This window comes from Gardnerella piotii, from assembly GCF_049815665.1.
GTDB lineage: Bacteria > Actinomycetota > Actinomycetes > Actinomycetales > Bifidobacteriaceae > Bifidobacterium > Bifidobacterium piotii.
The window spans coordinates 450940-469306 of sequence record NZ_CP187450.1; the positions used below are offsets into that span (position 1 = coordinate 450940).

Annotated in this window: 17 protein-coding genes; 11 read left to right on the forward strand and 6 right to left on the reverse strand. The window is 47.6% G+C overall.

Annotated features, from left to right (window positions below):
- Positions 1 to 73 precede the first annotated feature (73 nt).
- From rpsF to ACPEIW_RS01965, 10 genes are all read left to right on the forward strand, one after another.
- The gene (gene rpsF / locus ACPEIW_RS01920; protein WP_004131822.1) at positions 74 to 370 is read left to right on the forward strand and encodes a 30S ribosomal protein S6; all 297 of its coding nucleotides are present in this window, start codon (positions 74 to 76) and stop codon (positions 368 to 370) included.
- A gap of 153 nt (positions 371 to 523) precedes the next feature.
- Positions 524 to 1165, forward strand: a complete 642-nt coding sequence (gene ssb, locus ACPEIW_RS01925; protein ID WP_425664051.1) for a single-stranded DNA-binding protein — start codon at positions 524 to 526, stop codon at positions 1163 to 1165.
- Positions 1166 to 1373: 208 nt separating this feature from the next.
- A complete protein-coding gene (gene rpsR / locus ACPEIW_RS01930) occupies positions 1374 to 1622 on the forward strand; it encodes a 30S ribosomal protein S18 (RefSeq protein WP_004105399.1) in 249 nt (82 codons plus the stop codon).
- Positions 1623 to 1637: 15 nt separating this feature from the next.
- On the forward strand, positions 1638 to 2084 hold the full coding sequence (gene rplI / locus ACPEIW_RS01935; RefSeq protein WP_004112972.1) for a 50S ribosomal protein L9: 447 nt from the start codon (positions 1638 to 1640) through the stop codon (positions 2082 to 2084).
- Positions 2085 to 2706: 622 nt separating this feature from the next.
- A complete protein-coding gene (mvk, locus tag ACPEIW_RS01940) occupies positions 2707 to 3852 on the forward strand; it encodes a mevalonate kinase (RefSeq protein ID WP_425664054.1) in 1146 nt (381 codons plus the stop codon).
- 21 nt (positions 3853 to 3873) lie between these two features.
- On the forward strand, positions 3874 to 5028 hold the full coding sequence (gene mvaD / locus ACPEIW_RS01945) for a diphosphomevalonate decarboxylase (protein WP_425664056.1): 1155 nt from the start codon (positions 3874 to 3876) through the stop codon (positions 5026 to 5028).
- Positions 5021 to 7543: a type 2 isopentenyl-diphosphate Delta-isomerase gene (gene fni / locus ACPEIW_RS01950; protein ID WP_425664058.1), complete on the forward strand. Its 2523-nt coding sequence runs from the start codon at positions 5021 to 5023 to the stop codon at positions 7541 to 7543. The genes mvaD and fni overlap by 8 nt, the downstream gene beginning before the upstream one ends.
- A gap of 296 nt (positions 7544 to 7839) precedes the next feature.
- The gene (gene rpmB / locus ACPEIW_RS01955) at positions 7840 to 8034 is read left to right on the forward strand and encodes a 50S ribosomal protein L28 (protein ID WP_004105392.1); all 195 of its coding nucleotides are present in this window, start codon (positions 7840 to 7842) and stop codon (positions 8032 to 8034) included.
- A 96-nt stretch (positions 8035 to 8130) separates the two neighbouring features.
- Positions 8131 to 10560: an ATP-dependent DNA helicase RecG gene (locus ACPEIW_RS01960; RefSeq protein ID WP_425664061.1), complete on the forward strand. Its 2430-nt coding sequence runs from the start codon at positions 8131 to 8133 to the stop codon at positions 10558 to 10560.
- A 108-nt stretch (positions 10561 to 10668) separates the two neighbouring features.
- Complete coding sequence (locus tag ACPEIW_RS01965; RefSeq protein WP_425664063.1) at positions 10669 to 11817, forward strand: PfkB family carbohydrate kinase; 1149 nt, start codon at positions 10669 to 10671, stop codon at positions 11815 to 11817.
- Positions 11818 to 12092: 275 nt separating this feature from the next.
- Here ACPEIW_RS01965 and ACPEIW_RS01970 read toward each other — a convergent pair whose 3' ends face one another.
- A complete protein-coding gene (locus ACPEIW_RS01970) occupies positions 12093 to 13514 on the reverse strand; it encodes an MFS transporter (RefSeq protein WP_425664065.1) in 1422 nt (473 codons plus the stop codon).
- Positions 13515 to 13630: 116 nt separating this feature from the next.
- Positions 13631 to 14578 carry a nucleoside hydrolase gene (locus tag ACPEIW_RS01975; protein WP_004131838.1) on the reverse strand — a complete coding sequence of 316 codons (948 nt, stop codon included), beginning with the start codon at positions 14576 to 14578 and terminating at the stop codon, positions 13631 to 13633.
- A 242-nt stretch (positions 14579 to 14820) separates the two neighbouring features.
- Here ACPEIW_RS01975 and rsmD point away from each other — a divergent pair, with 242 nt between their 5' ends.
- Positions 14821 to 15432 (forward strand): 16S rRNA (guanine(966)-N(2))-methyltransferase RsmD, encoded by a 612-nt coding sequence (gene rsmD, locus ACPEIW_RS01980; protein WP_425664067.1) that lies wholly within the window; start codon positions 14821 to 14823, stop codon positions 15430 to 15432.
- Here rsmD and trmD read toward each other — a convergent pair.
- From trmD to rpsP, 4 genes are read right to left on the reverse strand one after another with little or no spacing between them, the layout of a single operon-like run.
- Positions 15427 to 16287 (reverse strand): tRNA (guanosine(37)-N1)-methyltransferase TrmD, encoded by an 861-nt coding sequence (gene trmD / locus ACPEIW_RS01985; protein WP_425664069.1) that lies wholly within the window; start codon positions 16285 to 16287, stop codon positions 15427 to 15429. The genes rsmD and trmD overlap by 6 nt on opposite strands.
- Positions 16288 to 16319: 32 nt before the next feature.
- Positions 16320 to 16904, reverse strand: coding sequence for a ribosome maturation factor RimM (rimM, locus tag ACPEIW_RS01990; RefSeq protein ID WP_425664071.1), 585 nt, complete (start codon positions 16902 to 16904; stop codon positions 16320 to 16322).
- 8 nt (positions 16905 to 16912) lie between these two features.
- Complete coding sequence (locus tag ACPEIW_RS01995) at positions 16913 to 17146, reverse strand: RNA-binding protein (protein WP_004131855.1); 234 nt, start codon at positions 17144 to 17146, stop codon at positions 16913 to 16915.
- A gap of 2 nt (positions 17147 to 17148) precedes the next feature.
- A complete protein-coding gene (gene rpsP, locus ACPEIW_RS02000; protein WP_004113466.1) occupies positions 17149 to 17610 on the reverse strand; it encodes a 30S ribosomal protein S16 in 462 nt (153 codons plus the stop codon).
- Positions 17611 to 18367 lie beyond the last annotated feature (757 nt).

Here is an 18367-nt window from a genome sequence, read left to right on the forward strand (position 1 = left end):
ATTTACGAACGATTTTGCAAACACACTCCTGCTGTGGAAAGCCCGCAGCCGAATAGTCCGAAGGAGGTGGGTGATGTCTGCACACAAGTATGAACTGATGTTCATTGCCGATCCAGAGCTTGACGAGCGCGGTCTTAAGAAGTTGACCGAGCAGTATCTTGAGCTTGTCACCAAAGAGGGCGGTTCCGTTGATGGTACCGACTATTGGGGTCGCCGTAAGCTTGCTTACGAGATTGATGGCAAGAACGAAGGTAACTACGTTGTAGTGAATTACACTGCCGAGCCAGCTCTTAGCGACGAGCTTGACCGTGTTTTGAACCTTAACGAATCTGTAGTCCGCACGAAGATTCTTCGCAAGGACGCAAAGTAAAGCGAAATAAAGCAAAGTAAAGTCAAAGTTTAAGGACAATATCCAAAATTTTATTTAGATTAGTTTGATTAATTTATAGTCAAATAGTCAAATTGGATTTGCTCTAAATTGTTCCACGAAATTGTTCCAAGTCTTAATAGAAAAGAGGCTACGATGGCTGGAGAAACTGTTATAACTGTGATTGGTAATTTGGCTAAAGAGCCAGAAACTGCTACCAGTTCCAACGGTAGTGTTAGAACGTCTTTTACGATTGTTTCTAATTCCTCTACTTTTGACAGAAGAACAAACAGCTACGTTAACGGCACGCCATTATCGCTTAGATGCGTTGCATGGGGCGACTTAGCTGAGCATTGCGCACAAACACTTACAAAGGGAATGCGCGTTATTATTCAGGGTAGGTTGCGTGCAAACAACTACGTTGATAAAAACAGCAACGAAAAACGATACAGCATTGATTTGATGATTGATGAGATTGGGCCATCCTTGCGTTTTGCAACCGCTCAGGTTAATCGTTTGAGCTCGAAGGGCGGTTTTGCTGGGAACAATGGCGGATTCAATCAGGGCGCTGGTGCTGGAGCTGGTATGAATGCTGGTGGATACACTGGCGGTTATGCTGGCGGCGCGAATTATGCGAATAGTGCGGCTGTTGGTGCTGGTATGAATGCGCAAAATGGCGCTAATCAGGGCGTAAACGTTGAAGATCCGTGGAGCGCTTCGGCTCCATCAAACAGCGGATTTGCAACGTTTGGAGCTAGCTCCGATTTTGGTGGATCAGACGAAGAGCCAGAGTTCTAGTTTTTCTAGTTTTACTGGTTTACTAGTTTTATGCGCGCGCTAATGGCGTCTAGTCGCCGCTGCTTTAGGGCAGATAGTTTAGCGAATATGACTTATTGCTTGTAAAACTAATGCTGGTAAAAATCTAAATACGACTTTACAATTAAAAACATCAGTTTAGCGTATAAACAAAAACAAAAAGTTTAACGCATTTAAGAGAGGACATCCTATGTCACGTAAGAGGCCGCAACCACCGGTCAAGCCTTTTAAGAAGAAGCCAAATCCTTTGAAGGCTGCCAAGATTACTGAAATTGATTACAAGGACGTTGCTTTGTTGCGTAAGTTCGTTTCGGACCGCGGCAAGATTCGTTCCCGTCGTATTACTGGTGTAACCGTACAGGAACAGCGCAAGATCGCGAAGGCCGTTAAGAACGCTCGCGAGATGGCTTTGCTCCCATACGCCACCACTGGTCGCTGATTGAGAGGATAGAACATGGCAGAAACCAAGGTTATTCTCACCAAGACCGTTGCAAACTTGGGTCACTCGGGTGACGTTATTACTGTTAAGGCTGGTTACGCACGTAACTACTTGATTCCACAGGGCTTGGCCTTTGCGTGGAATAAGGGCGCTGCTTCCCAGATTGAAGCGATGCGTCGCGCACGCTTGGCTAAGGCTGTTGCCACTCGCGAAGAGGCTGTTGCAGCTAAGGCCGCAATCGAAGGCACTGTTGTAGAAATCGCCGCTAAGGTGAGCGAGTCTGGCAAGCTCTTCGGTGGTATTTCCGCCGATAAGATTGCTGCTGCTTTGGCACCAAAGGCCGCCGTTGAAGCACGCGCTATTAGCGTTGCTGCAATCAAGACCACTGGCGAATTCCCAGCAACTGTGGCTCTTCACCCAGAAATCAGCGCTTCCTTTACTGTTAAGGTTGTAGCTGAGTAGTTAAACGTGTTCCAGCTTCCCACGCGGGTTTTGTGAGTTCTTGCAAGTTATTGTGATTTTGCGATTGCTTGTTATTTTGCGGAATTTGCGATGGGAGGCAATCCATTTGGATTGATCTTAAGCATTGGCTCTGTGCGAATTGTGGTGAGTTTTACTTGCTGCGACTTGCGCAGAGCTTTTTTATTCGCGACGACCTGCCTTTTCGCTTAAAGCGTAGCGCGAAAAGGTAATTCGGAGCGCTGAGCAGCTCAGCGCAGAAGCACTGCTTCTGCGCTGCGAAGACGTTCGCGCGCTTAGACCGCGCGAACGATTACCTGTCATGTAGTGTGTTTGTATTTGATTTTGGTGTTTTTTAGTACAATCGCACTACATAAACACGCAGAACTGTAGTGTGTTTGTACCTGATTTATGGCGTGTTGTGATACAAACGCACTACATGAAGCGGAAATGTGAATGTGTTGTGTGCGTATTGCGCAAATCGTGGTGTTGAATCGTTTTAGCTACTAAATTATAAAAGTTGATAAATAGACTTAACATGCAAAAGCGAGCATTTGCGCAATTATGCAATGCTAATAATTAAGCAATGACAATAAGTGAACCAGTGCGTCGCAAAGGAGGATTAGTGACTGAGTGCAACACTTTAGCGAATCGCCACGCGTCTAATCCGTGCGATTGCAATAATGAGCGCACAAAAAATCGCGTACATAATCGCATTGGCGTTGGGCAGACTTGCGCAAAAGTGATTCTTTTTGGTGAGCATTCGGTTGTTTATGGCTACAGTGCAGTGGCTCTTCCGCTGAAAAATCTTAAGATGCGCGCAACAGTTAGTAGCGCAAACGAAGAAAACGCATCAATTGCACAAAACGCAGAAAACGCATTAAACACAGGTGCGCAAAAGTCGCAAGCAACCGACGGGCTAGTTGCACAAATCGAAAATAATCCTAATAAAAACAGCTTGCAAGAGCTTGCTCAAAGCTGCGTAACTCTTAAAGCGTTGAATTTTTGCGGGCCATTAAAAAGTGCGCCAAAGCGTTTGAACTCCATTAAAACCGCGATTTATAAGGCTTTGCAATTTGCGAATTGGCGCGGCGAAGAGTTGCAAGTGGAAACAGCTTGCGATTTTCCGCCAGAGCGAGGATTGGGGTCGTCGGCTGCAGCTGCAGGCGCTGTAATTCGCGCGATTCTAGACTATTACGCGATTGATGCCAGCGAGGATCAGCTTTTTGCGCTTACGCAGGAGGCGGAAAATGTTGCTCATGGAAAGGCATCGGGATTAGACGCTAAGGCTACGTCTTCGGCGCGCGCAGTGCGATTTTTGGGCGGCGAATTTAGCAACATAAATATACGCATGCACGCGTGGCTTGTTTTGGCTGATTCGGGGTGCAAAGGGCAAACGCGCGATACGGTTGATTCGTTGCGCAAAAAGCGCGATTTGAATCCGCATGCGGTTGATGCGCTTTTAGAGCAGCTTGGGGAAATCGCCATTAGCGCGCAAGATGATTTAGAGCTTGGGCGGCCGCTGGAAATTGGACTTAAGATGAGCCGCGCGCACAAGATTCTTGCGCAATTAGGTGTGAGCACGCCACTATTAGACGAGTTGGTTAGTGCTGCGTGCAAAAGTGGTGCTTTGGGAGCAAAGCTGACTGGAGGCGGCGGTGGCGGATGCGTTATCGCGCTTGCGCAAAACTACGATGATGCACTTAAAGTGGCGCTGGCTTTAGAGCGTGCAGGTGCTGCTAAAACGTGGATTGTGGAAATCGGCAGTTAGAAAGGTTTTAGAAAGGTTATTGTGGAAAACGTTGAAATTGAGCCAAAAATAGCGTTTGACGAGTCGATGCAAACGCATTGCGCAATCGCGGAAGCAAACGCGAACATTGCGCTAATCAAGTATTGGGGAAAGCGTGACGAGCAGCTTATTTTGCCGTATTCTTCCTCGCTATCTTTGACTTTAGGCGGATTTTCCACAAAAACTAGCGTGCATTTTGACGATTCTCTAGAAGACGACTCCGTTTGCTTAAACGATGTAGAGCTTAGTGGCGATTTATTGCAAAGCGAAGAGCGCGCGCGAATCGTAAAAATGCTAGACATTGTGCGAAAAATGGCTGGAATCGAAAGCCGTGCGCGAGTCGTAAGCAAAAACACAGTTCCAACGGCGGCGGGCCTTGCGTCTAGCGCCTCGGGTTTTGCAGCGCTGGCGGCGGCTGCAGCGTATGCGTCTGGTCTTAGGTTAAACGCGCGCGAACTTTCGATTTTAGCGCGCAAAGGGTCGGGGTCGGCATGCAGGTCGATTTATGGCGGATTGGTGTTGTGGAACGCGGGCGTGAGTAGCGAAACAAGTTACGCGGAGCCAATTGAATCGCCAAAAGATTTTAATCTTGCAATGGTGGCTGTTGTTTTGAATCCAAGTAAAAAGAAGATTTCGAGCCGCAAAGCAATGCGTCAAACGGTTGAAACATCGCAGCTTTATAAAAGTTGGATTGAAAGTTGTAAAGATGACATTGCAACGGCTTTGCAAGCGATTAAAAACTGCGATTTAGAGGCGTTGGGCGAGGTTTCGGAGCGAAACGCTTTAGGAATGCATGCTGCTATGCGCGCGGCCAATCCTAGCGTTGACTACCTTAGCGAAGAATCGCACGCCGTGCTTAGAGTTGTGCTGCAAATGCGCGGCGAGGGGTGGCCTGTTTGGGCTACAATGGACGCAGGTCCAAATGTTAAGGTTTTAACTAACGCGGAGCAGGCTTTGCGCGTTAAAAATGAGTTGAGTTTGCGCGTGTTGAGTGAGATTAAGAGTTTGCGCGAGTCGCAGAAATCGGCGGATTTTGCGGATTTGCCTCATGTGGATTTTGCGGAATCTGTTGAATCAGCGGAATCCAATCCGCAGTTTGTTATTGCGCGCCCAGGCGATGCGGTTAAAGTAAGGTTGTACGGAGAAAATCATGACTAAATTTCAAGCAGCAGCTCCTGGAAAGCTTTATATAGCAGGCGAATACGCTGTTGTAGATGGAAGAGCTGCAATCGTAACAGCCGTAAATCGTTATGTAAAAGTTACGGTTGATGCGGCTGGAGCTTGTGATTTTTCTGAAGATGCCGACTGTGGCAGTAATTTTTACGGCAGGAATTTTTACGGAAAAATTACGTGTGAGGATAAAAATTTTGAGCCGTTGTATTGGAAGTTTGGCGGCGGCAATGGTTGCGTCACTGGTGACGGCACGCGTTTTGGCAATAGCAAGGAATTTATTTTAGATAAAAATGATGGATGCGGATGCGGTGCTCGCGCGGCTGCTTGCGATTTGCCAGCGGAAAAATCGCCAGAAACCAACGATTTGCTAGAACAAACTAATGTAGAAAAAATTAAAAAATACTACGCGTACGTGATTTCCGCAATGAACGTTGTAGATGAATATGCGCGCGAGATGGGCGCGTCTGGGGAGTTTTGCGAGTCTGGGGAATTGGATTGCGCGCGCGAATACAACGTACATATTGAAAGCGATTTAGATGATAAAAAAACGGGCAAAAAATACGGGCTTGGATCATCTGCAGCCGTAACGGTGGCGGCTGTGCGCGCGCTGTGTGAATGGTACGGATTGGCGATTGCAACGCCAGAATTGTGCAAATTAGCCATAATTGCGTCTTCGCTAGTAAAAAAGTCGGGAAGCGGCGGAGACGTGGCAGCCAGCGCATACGGCGGATGGGTATTGTACCGCGCGTACAATCGCGAATGGCTTAAAGCAGAAGTAGAAATGATTGAAAGCGGAGACTCCAGCTTGTGCGAGTTGATGCAAAAAAAGTGGCCGCGATTTGAAGTGAAACGCTTAAAAGTGGGCGGCGGCTTGCGACTTTTAGTAGGGTGGACGGGGAGTCCTGCAAGCAGCGCGGAGCTTGTTGGAAGTGTAAAAGCTGGAGTGAAATCTGAGGCAAGTGGCACTTTAAGCGTGAATAATATTGATAAAACATACGCTAAAACATACGCTAAAACTTACGAAGATTTTTGCGTGCAAAGCGAAAAATGCGTGCAAAAAATCGCAAATGCGCTAGAAAATGGGGATTTTAACGCGTTATTAAGCGGATTCGCGCAAAATCGTGCGCTGTTAAAAGATCTTGGCAAAATCACGGGAACGCTAATCGAAACGCCAAAACTTACGCAGCTAATCGAAGTTGCCAACAGTGCAGGATTGCCAGCAAAAACAAGCGGCGCAGGCGGAGGAGATTGCGGAATTGCGATTGCTCGCGCACAAGATTTTGATGCCGTGTTTGCTCGCATTAAAGACGAATGGCAAAAAAGTGGGATTGAGGCGCTTAATCTGAAAGTCGCAGAAATTGATGAAAATCTCGACTCTTCGCTTATCGAGCAGCGCAAAGACGATCACATAAAACTTGCGTGCGAACAATACAAATCGCACGCGGAATCTGGTTTTGAAGGCGTGCGATTTATTCCAAATGCGTTGCCGCAATTGGCGTTAAGCGATGTAGATACAAGCGTGAGTGTGTTTGGAGAATCCGCAAAATGGGATGTTCCGCTGTACATTAACGCAATGACGGGCGGCAGCAAGAATGGCGAAAATATAAACGCGTCGCTAGCTAGAGTGGCAGCAAAAACTGGTGTAGCAATGGCCTCTGGCTCGCTAAGCGCAGCGCTCAAAAATCCGCGTCTTGCAGAGACTTTCAGCGTGATTCGGCGCTTTAATCCGCGCGGATTTGTTATGGCGAATGTAAGCGCAGGGGCAAGCGTTGAGCAGGTGATTAAAGCTGTTGAAATTTTGCAAGCAAACGCGTTGCAAATCCACCTTAATGCGGCGCAAGAGCTTGTTATGAGCGAAGGCGACCGCGATTTTAGCGCGTGGCTTAGCAATATTGAGGATGTTGTGCGCGCGCTTGATTCAATGAAAGTGCCAGTTGTTGTTAAGGAAACTGGATGCGGAATGAGCGCTCGGGATGTGTTGCGCTTGCAAAATGTGGGCGTGCGCGCTGTGGACGTTGGTGGGCGCGGCGGCACGAATTTTGTTGCGATTGAAAATGCAAGGCGTGGGGGTGTGCGCGGCTACGAGTTCCTTGATTCTTGGGGGCTTACCACTGTTGAGTCGTTACTAGACATAGCGCAATGCGATGAGATTTTGCACGATTCTTGCGATTCTTGCGATGGTGCGGTTGCTGGCGATTCTGTGGTTGCTGGCGGTTGTGCGCAAATGCAAGTGTTTGCAAGCGGAGGAGTGCGTACGCCGCTTGATGTTGTGCGTGCGCTGAAGCTTGGGGCGAGTGCAGTTGGAGTTGCTGGCGAGTTCTTGCATACGCTAACTTGCGGAGGTACGGACGCGCTTGTTGATCAGATTGAAGATTGGAAGGCGCAAATTCGCGTAATAATGGCGTTGCTTGGATGCAAGAATATTGCCGCCTTGCGCAAAAATTCGCGCATCTTGATTGATTCCAACTCGTTCGCGAATCGACGATTTCGAGCTGCATAATGCGCGAGAAATCACCTCGATTCGCTGAGCTGCTCAAGGCAGAAGCGCTGCTTCTGCGCGGCGAAGGCGTTAGCGCGCTTAGACCGCGCTAACGATATTCCCTTGTTCAACGTTGCGCGAGGTCTGAGTATTTCTCTCCTCGCGTATGTTGCAATGTCTGGCGTAGTGATATACTTGTGTAGTTGTGCGTTCAAGCATGCTTATTTGTTTATGCGATTTAGCGTCGGTTAGTCGCGTTTGGATTTGCATGGATGAGCGACGCAAGACTTGCAAGTCAAAGAAAATAGGAGTCCATTATGGCAGCTCGTTGCGCAGTATGTGGCAAGGGACCGCAGACCGGTTTCAGTGTTTCACATTCGCACATTCGCAATAAGCGCACCTTCCGCCCGAACCTTCAGCCAGTTCGCACCACCATTGATGGCGAAAATGTTCGCCTTCGTGTGTGCGTAAAATGCATTAAGGCAGGCAAGGTTCAGCGTGTTGAAGCGTGAATCGCGTGTTAAATGTAAGGCCCTGAGCAGTGCTCGGGGCTTTTTCTATTTCCCTATTTTTCGCTTAAATCGTAGCGCAACGATTATAATCGAAGTATGGCAGCACGCATAACACTTAACACAGCAATATCGTCAATCGTAGGCAACAAGCGCCGCGCGTCTGCATTAAAATCGTTAGGCGTAGTCACAGTAAAAGACGCGCTAACGTACTACCCGTTTAGAGTCACAAATCCGCTAAAACGCGCGCATTTAAGCCAAATTTTGCCAGGTCAAGAAGTGGCGTTTTGTGCGATTATACAGTCCATAAACTTAGTGCAAATGAATGCGCGAAGAGGGTACCGCCTAGATGTAAACGTTGCGCAAGATGCTTCGCGCGCTCAAATCGTCTATTTTTCGAAAAGCAGGCAGTACGCGCAATGGGTTAGCAGCCGCATGAGCGTTGGTCAAACCGTTGTTGTAGGCGGCACGAGCGGCGCGTTTAATGGCGTTTTGCAATTTACGCATCCGCAAGTTATAAGCGTTTTAGCGCCTTCTAGCAACGATGAGAAGTCTAGTAACGATGAGAAATCTAGCAATGATGAGAGATCCAGCGCGTCTGGCGATTTTGCTGCGCAAAGTGTTGAAGAAGCGTTTGAAAAGTTATGCGCTCCTCGGCCGATTTACCACGCAAATTCGCGAATTTCTAGCGACCATATTCATGAGACGATTTTAGGATTATTGCAACTTTTTAAGAGTTGCGATGGTGGCGATTTTGCGTCTGAATCCCCGACAGAATCCTTGTCTGAATCCTTACCAGACATTCTCCCACAATCCGTAATCGCAAGTAAAAATCTTATGCACCGCGCGGATGCGTTTGAATCAATCCACAATCCGCAAAACAAAGAGGACTTTGCGCGCGCAATCAACACAATGCGCTTTGAAGAAGCGTTTATATCTCAAATCGCTGTTTTGCAATCTCGCGAGAATTCGCGCCTAGGCTCTGCTTATAAATGCAACAATGGCGCTTTAAGGCAGCAGTTTGAAGAAAGTTTGCCATTTGCGTTGACGGAAGGCCAAAAAAACGTTATTAGCGAGATTGCTGAAGATATGCAAGGCGCGCAGGGCGAATCGCAAGCAACCGCACTATCAGGCGAATCGCAAGCAGCCGCAGAGTCCCCATTAAAACCAATGCGTCGTCTTTTGCAAGGAGAAGTCGGCTCTGGAAAGACGGTTGTTGCAATGAGTGCAATGCTTCAAGCTGTTGGTTCGGGCCATCAAGCGGTTCTTGTTGCGCCAACTCAAGTGCTGGCTCATCAACACGCCGAAAATTTGCGCAAAATGATTGCGCGCGCGCATATAAACGTTGAAATTACGCTTGTGACGGGCGGGATGAAGCTGGCGGATCGAAGAAGTGCTTTGGCAAAAGTAGCAAGCGGCGAGCCAGCGATTATAGTGGCCACTCATGCCGCATTTTCCGCCAGTTTTAAGCCCACAAACCTTGCGCTTGCGATTATCGACGAGCAACACAGATTTGGCGTTGAGCAGCGCGATTCGCTTATACGAAAAATGAGCAATAATGCGGATGTTCATCTTCTTGTTATGACGGCTACGCCGATCCCTAGAAGCGCTGCAATGACTTGGTTTGGAGATTTAGACGCGTCTTACTTAACGGAGCTTCCAGGCGGCCGCAAGCCGATTCGCACGTTTGTTATAAACGAGCTGGACTTTGCAAAAATGGCCGCAATGTTTAGCCACGTTCGTTCCAGGATTGACGCGGGGGAGCGCGCGTACATTGTTTGTGCGCGAATAGACGATGATGATAATGGCGATAATGGCGATAATGGCGATAATGGCGATTGCGCGGTTGCTGGCGACTTTGGCGCATACGCATCTAATCCACTAAACGATTCGCAAGTTAATTCGCAAGCAAATTCGCAAATTCACACAGTATCGCAAATTTTAACCCGCCTTAAAAACCTCGCTCAATTTAGTGGCGTCAATTTTGCTGAGCTTACAGGCCGCACAAGCGACGACGAGAAGCGCAAAATTATGAGCGACTTTGAAAGCGGAAAAGTGCAAATCTTGGTTTCTACAACCGTAATCGAAGTTGGTGTAGACGTTGCAAAAGCAAGTTGCATAGTGATTTTTAACGCAGAGCGATTCGGGCTTGCGCAGCTTCATCAACTTAGGGGACGAGTGGGGCGCTCTGGCACGCAATCATGGGCTTTTCTGGTATCTGCAGCTCAAGACAACGAGTTGGCAGCAGAGCGTTTGCAAGTCGTAGAAGAATCGCTAGATGGTTTTGTAATCGCGCAAAAAGACTTGGAGCTTAGAAACGCTGGAGACGTTTTAGGAGATAGTCAATCTGGCGGAAAATCAAGCTTAAAGTTGCTTCGAGTTGTTAAAGACGCGCATATTATTGCAGACGCAAGGCAATGCGCAACTTCGATTCTTGCAAGCGACCCGACTTTGCAAAATCACACGCAACTCGCTGGAGCGGTTTTAGACTTTACTCGCGGAAGTAGCACTGCGATTTTGAGCAATTAGAAGAAAATCGAGAAGAAAATCGCACAATTTTTTACAATTTACGTGCGAAAAAGACAATTTTTGAATATTCTAGAAGTATAAGGTAAAAACGCGAGAGACGAGGCAAAGATGACTGAACGCGAACAACAAATATTGTCGTGGATTCAGCAGAATCCTATGATTAGTCAGCAAGAGCTTGCAGATTTAGCTGGCATTACGCGATCGGGCGTGGCAGCGCACATTTCTAATTTGATTCGCAAAGGATACCTTAGAGGCAAAGGTTACATTGTTACGCCACCAAGCTACGTGACTGTAATCGGCGGAATAAGCATGGATGTTTTGGGAATCGCGTGCGGAGATCTTATGGACTACACGTCGAACGCTGCAAAAGTGCGCTACGCGCTTGGCGGAGTTGGGCGAAATATCGCAGTTGCTTTAGAGAGGATGAACACGCGCGCAAGTCTGGTCTCTGTGTACGGAGGCGACCACAATGGCGAGTTGTTCAAAATCGACGCATCCGTAAACGGACTAGACATAGGCTACTCAAAGCAGCTGCCAGACGCAATGACAGCGTCTTATATGTATGTTGGAGACGCTTCTGGTCAAAGGCTTTTGGCACTAGATGACATGAGCATCTACGATTACATGACGCCAGACTTTTTGCGTGAAAGAATATCAATCATAGAAAACGCAGACATTGTTGCGCTCGACACAAACATTTCGCAAAAGTCGTTTGAATGGGTGTGCGATAACTATCATAAGCCGATTATGGTGCGCGCAATAACGGATGCAAAAGCTACGAGAATACTTTCGCGCCTAAATTGCATTGATACTCTTGTTTTAGACACTGCAGAATCGCAAGCTCTTACTGGAATTTGCGCTGTAGACGAAAGATCGGCTGTGCAATGCGCAAAGGCGCTGCTTAAGCGCGGAGTAAAGCGCGTGTTTGTTAATTCTGGGCGAGAAGGCGTTGCGTATGGAATTCTTGGGGAAGGAATTGCGTTTTATCCTGTGCCTTTAAGACGAGTGCAAAGAATGATTGTCTCTAGAGGAAACGGATCCGAAGGCGCTAAGGCTGTTGGCAACGACAACGGTTCTAGCGATACTGCGACTGCTGCTTTGATTTACGCGCGATACAACCACTTTGACAATTCTAAGACTGGGCGATTTGCGGTTGCTGCTGCTGCGCTTAACATGGAGTCTGTTGAAGCTGTGCACGAGGCGATGACGCCAGAGCTTGTTGAGGAGCGTATGCAAAACATTCATGAGCGCGCGTGATACTCGCTCCGACCTGCATTCGCTTAGAGCGCGCGAACGATGTGACGCTTTTTGTACCACATTCCACCAAAAAATGGTACAAACTCGGGAAAAATCTTCCGCATTTTGTACCAAATTTGACCTAAAAATGGTACAAACTCCGGAAAAAACTTCCGCATTTTGTACCATTTTTGACCTAAAACACGTACAAAAAGCGGAAAATCGCTCGCGAGTTACAGCACACTGTAGCGCGCGAGCGATTTTACCTGCCTGAGCAAGCGCAGTCTAAGCGCTTATCAGTCGCAATCTTCTGGCTTAGGAATCAAGAACGAGCATGCAAACGCTAGAGCAAGCAGCACGATTCCAGCAATCATCGAAGCAACGTAGCCAGTGGTGGCTCCCGCGCTTTGTGCAAAATTGGTCATAACAGCGTAAAGAATCGCAAAGCTCAATCCTGCTCCAAGGTTAAACGCTCCAGCATTCATGCCAGGCAAATATCCAGGATTATCCTTAGGCGAAAGCACAATTCCAAGGCCGTTAAGCATAATGTTTGCAACACCTGCGTAGCTAATTCCAAGCCACAAGGAAAGCACTACGAGTCCCCAAACAGAAGGCATCTCGGAAACGTACATTCCAAATACAACGCCAAGAACGCTTACAAGGATTCCAGCGCGCAAAACGAGTCGGTAGCCAAACTTTGCAGCAAGCATGCCAGCAACAGGACCAAACACAAAGCCAATGATTGCGTAAGGTGTAAGAGTTGCAAAGCTCACAACACTTGCGCTCATTGCAGCTCCAGACTTAGCATCTTGTGCAAGCTGTGGAACAACGCCATTCATGATTGCAAAAACGCCCGTCATTGTAAGAAGCGTGCAAGAAAGCAATCCCCAAGTGCGGCGTTGGCTCATGTATTTTGTGGAAACAAGCGGAGCGGAGTTTTTGCCCTCTACGTTCCAGAAGATTACAAAGAAAACGATTGCAAGAACTACAAGAACTGCAACAAGCGTCAAGTTGGCGCTAGCAAGTTTGCCGATTTCGTTAATCGCAAGATATGCAGCCAAGAACGCGATTCCAAGCGTTACAACGCCAACCCAATCCATCTTAGGAGTGTCTTGAGCGTGCGACTCTTCAGTTTGGAATATAACCAAAAGAACTGCAATCACGCCGATTACAGCCATAGTCCAAAACACGGATCTAAAGCCAAAGTTGCCTGCGAGCCAGCCGCCTGCAAGTGCGTCCACGCCTGCAATTCCGCCGTTTACAGACGTTAAAATTGCCATCAACTTTGCGTAACGCTTTTCTTCGCTAACGCGCACGCGCAGCATAATCAAGCACATTGGCACAACTGGACCGCTTGCGCCTTGAAGAATTCGGCCAATCATAAGAACCGTAACATTTGGTGCAATGGCGCTAATCACGCATCCTAAAATGGTTGAAACCAGAATGCCTGTAAGTACTTTTTTGCGACCAACAAGGTCTGCTAAGCGAGGTAGGAATAGCGAAAACAGCGCTGCTGCAGTAAAGAACACGGTTTGTGTTAGCGCGATTTGCGTATCTGTTGTTTTAAGCTCGTGCGTCATAGTGGCGAGTGCTGGGGATAGCATGGATGCGTTTAGCTGGAACGCAAAAATGGCCACTAGAAGTGCGGTCATAAGTGCTACGATTGAGCGCCCGCCCTTGTCTAACATGTGTGGAGCTGGAGATGAAACCTCAGTCATAATAACTCCTATATATTTGTTTGGTTATTAGGGATCTTCTCTTATTAGGGATTTTCTCTATTATCTTTTATTTATTTGTTTGATGTCTATTGTTTGACTTATTTGGTTTGCTTGACTTATTTGATTCCGTCGATTCGCTTTAGAGCGTCGATAATCAAATCCCAGAACTTGTTAAAGTCAAGCTTAGTGGCCACTTGCGTATGGCATTCGCTTGCGGATGGCTCTGGTCCGCGCAAGTCTGCAACCGTCATTCCAAGTGTTAAATCGCCTTTAATTTCAACGTCTAGAGGGCATCTGCGAGTTTGTACAACACTGTGGTCAATCAAGTACGCAACCGTGCAAGGATCGTGCACAGGTGGGTCAATAAAATCTTGATTGTTTTGGTATGTTTTGCGGAAGAAGTCCATCAAACCGCTTGCAAACGCAGAAAGAGGCGTGCCAATTGCGTCGATTTTAGCTTGTACTTGCGGCGTGCAAAGTGCTTGGTGTGTTAAATCAAGACCAACCATTGTAATAGGCCAATCTTCATTAAACACAACGTGAGCGGCTTCAGGATCTACCTTAATGTTAAATTCTGCAACCGCGCTCCAATTGCCAACGTGGTAGCCGCCGCCCATAAGCACAACTTCCTTAACGCGGCTAACGATTCGCGGCTCCATTCGCGCAGCCATTGCAATGTTTGTAAGTGGGCCAGTTGGAACAAGTGTAATCGTGCCTGGCTCGCTGTTCATAATCGTGTTGATAATCCAGTTTACTGCGTGGCCTTCGTCTAATGGGCGAGTTGGCTTTGGAAGCGTTACTCCGTCTAGGCCAGTTTCGCCATGAATGGATGCAGCCACTTCTAGCGGGCGAATCATTGGGCGATCGCATCCTGCGTGAACTGGAATGTTTGTTGCGTGAGCCATTTCTAGCGTTGCTCGCGCGTTGTAAGTAACTTTTTCGAGGCTTTGATTACCGCCGACTGTTGTTACGCCAATCAAATCAATGTTTGGGTTGCCAAGCGCTAGAAGAATTGCCATCGCGTCGTCGTGGCCAGGGTCGCAATCTAAAATGATTGAAGTCATTGCTGCTCCTTAGTTGTTTAGTTATATGTCAGTTGTATTTGGGATTTAGATATTTTATGCTTAGGCTTTTTAGCAAACTTCATTGTTTAGCGTAGTTTGGGATAAATCGCCAGAAACCAGTGCTAAGCAACATTTGTTGATGTTAATAAACAAATGACCAATACAATTTTAACAAGGATAAAATTTGACACAAGTAAAAAAGATACATAAGTCAAAATAAATTAAAATGATATGCTTAAAATATGCACGTAATTGCAGGAAGATTTAAGGGCACGCCATTATGCGCCGCAAAGTCATGCACAAGACCAACAACAGACCGCACAAAAGAGGCGATTTTTTCTAGACTCGACTCGTGGGGAGTGTGCGAGGGAGCGCGCGTACTCGATTTATTCGCAGGCACTGCAGCTCTAGGTATTGAGGCGATTTCTAGAGGAGCCAAAGAGCTGGTGTGCATAGAGGCGAACGCGGCTGCGGCGGCACTAATTGCAAAAACTGTTAAAGTGCTAGAAAGTCAAAGCGCGTGGAGCCAGGATTTAAGTGCGCGCGTAAATAAAAAGCGCGCGGAGCAGTTTGTGCAAGATTACAGTGGCGAGGCTTTCGATTTGGTGTTTATAGATCCGCCGTACGCGTTGGAAACAGAGCAAGTTGAGCTTTTGATTGAAAACATGGTTAAAAACGGCGTTGTAAGTGATGCGGCAGATACGCTGATTGTTTTGGAGCGTAGCGCGCGCAGTGTTGCGCCTAAGATTTGCGCGGGGTGGGAGATTTTCGACACGCGAAACTATGGCGAGACTGCCGTAATGTTTATTCAAACCTCGAGTAACATCAAACAAGAAACCGTGCAAATTCTATAGGCGTTTTGGCGAATCGCCAGAAACCTCCCACCCAAGGCTAATCAGCGTTTTTCTATCTTGTTTATTAAGCGACTTGCAATCAAGTTTTTCAATCAAATCTGGTCTAATTCGGCTTGTGCGCTCCAACGCATCATCTCTACGGAATCGATCCACTTTAGCGTGGTCTCCCGAAGTGAGAATCGCAGGCACACTAATGCCTCGCCAAGTTGTTGGACGCGTGTACTGGTGATGCTCAAGAATCGCGTCTGCGCCCGTGTACGACTCTTCCACAATCGACTCGGGGTTACCCATAAAGCCTGGAATCAAGCGCGTAATGGCCTCTACCATAACGCTAACAGCCACTTCGCCGCCGTTAAGAACGTAGTCGCCAATCGAATATTCGCGCACGTCTAAGCCGCGTGATTTGTAGTATTCTGGGATTCGCGCGTCGTAGCCTTCGTAGCGGCCGCATCCAAACACAAGTCGCTTTGCGTTTGCTAATTGCGTTGCGTCTTTTTGCGAAAACAGTGGTGCAGAAGGATTTGGGAAGATTAGAATTGCGTCGTTATCAACGCTATTGTTTGCGATGCAGTTATTGTCGTCGCAGGCATCGCAGCCATCTCCGCTGTTATCTGCGATATTATTGCCACTAAAAAGCAGCTCATCAAGGCACTCCGACCACACTTCGGGCTTCATCACCATTCCAGCGCCGCCGCCAACTGGTGTATCGTCAACCGATTGATGAACATCGTGCGTCCATCTTCTAAGATTGTACGCGTTGATTTTAAGCAGGCCATTATCTTGCGCTTTGCCGAGCAAGCTAAGATCAAGCATGCGAAAATATTCTGGAAATACGGAGATTATGTCGATTTGCATTTTTTATAAGCCTTAAGCTTAAATCCTGCGCATTAAAGCCCAGGGATTAAGCCGCCTGGAGGGTCTAAAGTTAAATATTCGTCTTTAAGATTTACTTCGGGAACAAGCGCTTGAACAAAAGGAACTAGCGCAGTTTTATCATCGCCAACTGGCTCCAAAAGGCGGATTTTAAGCAGCGACTGCGCGCCGTCCACAACGTCTACGACTTTGCCAATTTCGCGAGGAGCAACACCAAGTGAATTATTCTTACAAATGCGCGCGCTAAGACCTACCAAATCCTTAATATACCAGGCGTTTTCTTGCTCTAACTCTTCCGCGCTTTGAGCCTTAGTGTAAAGCTCCAAGCCGTTTAATGCCTCTGCGTCGTTACGATTTAGACTCTGTTCAAAAAGCAGAATCCAGCGGTTTTTGAAAGTGCGAGCGGACTCGATTGTAAATTCGCGCTCGCCGTCTTGCGTGTAAAGCACATTGCCTGGTTCAAAGCGATTATAAGGCTCGTCTGTAAAGACTTGAACCGTAACTTCGCCTTTTAATCCTTGCGCTTTTCCAATACGACAAACCCTCAGTAGGGTGTTTGAACCTTGCTGAGGGTTGTCAAAAAGTTGGTTTTTAGCCACGTTCAATCTCACTTACGTACGTCCATAATGTCTACGCGCACATTGCGGCGGCTTAGAGCCTGAACAACAATACGAATAGCATTAGCGGTACGACCGTTTCTTCCAATAACGCGACCGATGTCTTCTGGATTTACGCGCACGCGCAAAAGTTCGCCGCGAGCGTTTGAATGAGAACGCACGGATACGTCATCTGGAAAATCCACAATGTTCTTAATGAGATGTTCCACAGCTTGAGCCAGCATAATTACTCAGCCTTTTCCTCGGCTTCAGCATCTGCTGCTGGAGCTTCTTCGGCTTCGTTCTTAGCGGCTTCTGCAGCAGCCTGAGCCTTTGCAGCGGCTTCGGACTTAGCAGCCTTAAGCTTCTGAGCTTCGGCTTCTACAGCTTCAACGCGAGCTTGAGCATCTGGGCCAGCTTCGGAAGTCTTCAAAGTGCCTTCTGCACCTTCAAGACCCTTGAATTTCTGCCAATCGCCAGTAATCTTTAGCAGCTTCAACACTGGTTCGGTTGGCTGTGCGCCAACGCCAAGCCAGTACTGTGCGCGATCAGACTTAATCTGAATCAAAGATGGCTGCTTGTTTGGATCGTAGATGCCGATCTCTTCGATGGACTTGCCGTTACGCTTGTTGCGCGAATCAGAAATCACAACGCGATAGAAGGCGTAGAACTTCTTGCCCAATCTCTTAAGACGAATCTTGGTTGCCAAAATGGCTCTCCTTATAACTAGAGTCGTAGAATTTCGCTCGGGTGTGGGGCACTCCTTGCGAGTTCCACTGTTCCTCGCGTGGTCGATAAGAGGGCTTCGATTCACGCGAATAACTTTTCTATTATGACTGATTGCGTGGACTATTTGTTTTCTCGAGAATGTACGTAATTTGTTCCGATTTTTCGTACAAAGTCAAGCGAAGATGTGAGCGGATTTTCCTTGTTTGGTATTGCGCGAGGTTTGAGTATTTCTCTCCTCGCAGGCGCGCCAATCTGCCTTCGAGCTTAGAGCGTAGCGCGAGAAGGCAATTTGGAGCGCTGAGCCGCTAAAGGCAGAAGCACTGCTTCTGCGCGGCGAAGACGTGAGCGCGGCTAATCCGCGCGAGCGAAACTCCTTTACGGGGGTCTTATGAACGTTAATATTCTAAGGCCTCAGTATGGCGCTATTTATTGCTCGTAGAGAAATACATCAAACCTTCTGAATGTCTAGAACTTTTGCGTGGTTTTCATCGCCGAGATTCTCGATTTTTCTTGCTCTCTCGGCGAGTCACCATCGGAGGACTGCGAATCGACTTGCATGAGCGCTTAAAGCGTAGCGCGCGAATGCACTTCGATTCGCTGAGCTTGCTCAAAGTTGAAAGCACTGTGTGCTTTCAACGCAAGCGAAGACGTTCGCGCGCTTAGACCGCGCGAACGATACGCCTCGCTAGCGGCGAAAAATCTCGAATCTCTACTTCACTTGGTGGAGTAATGTACGC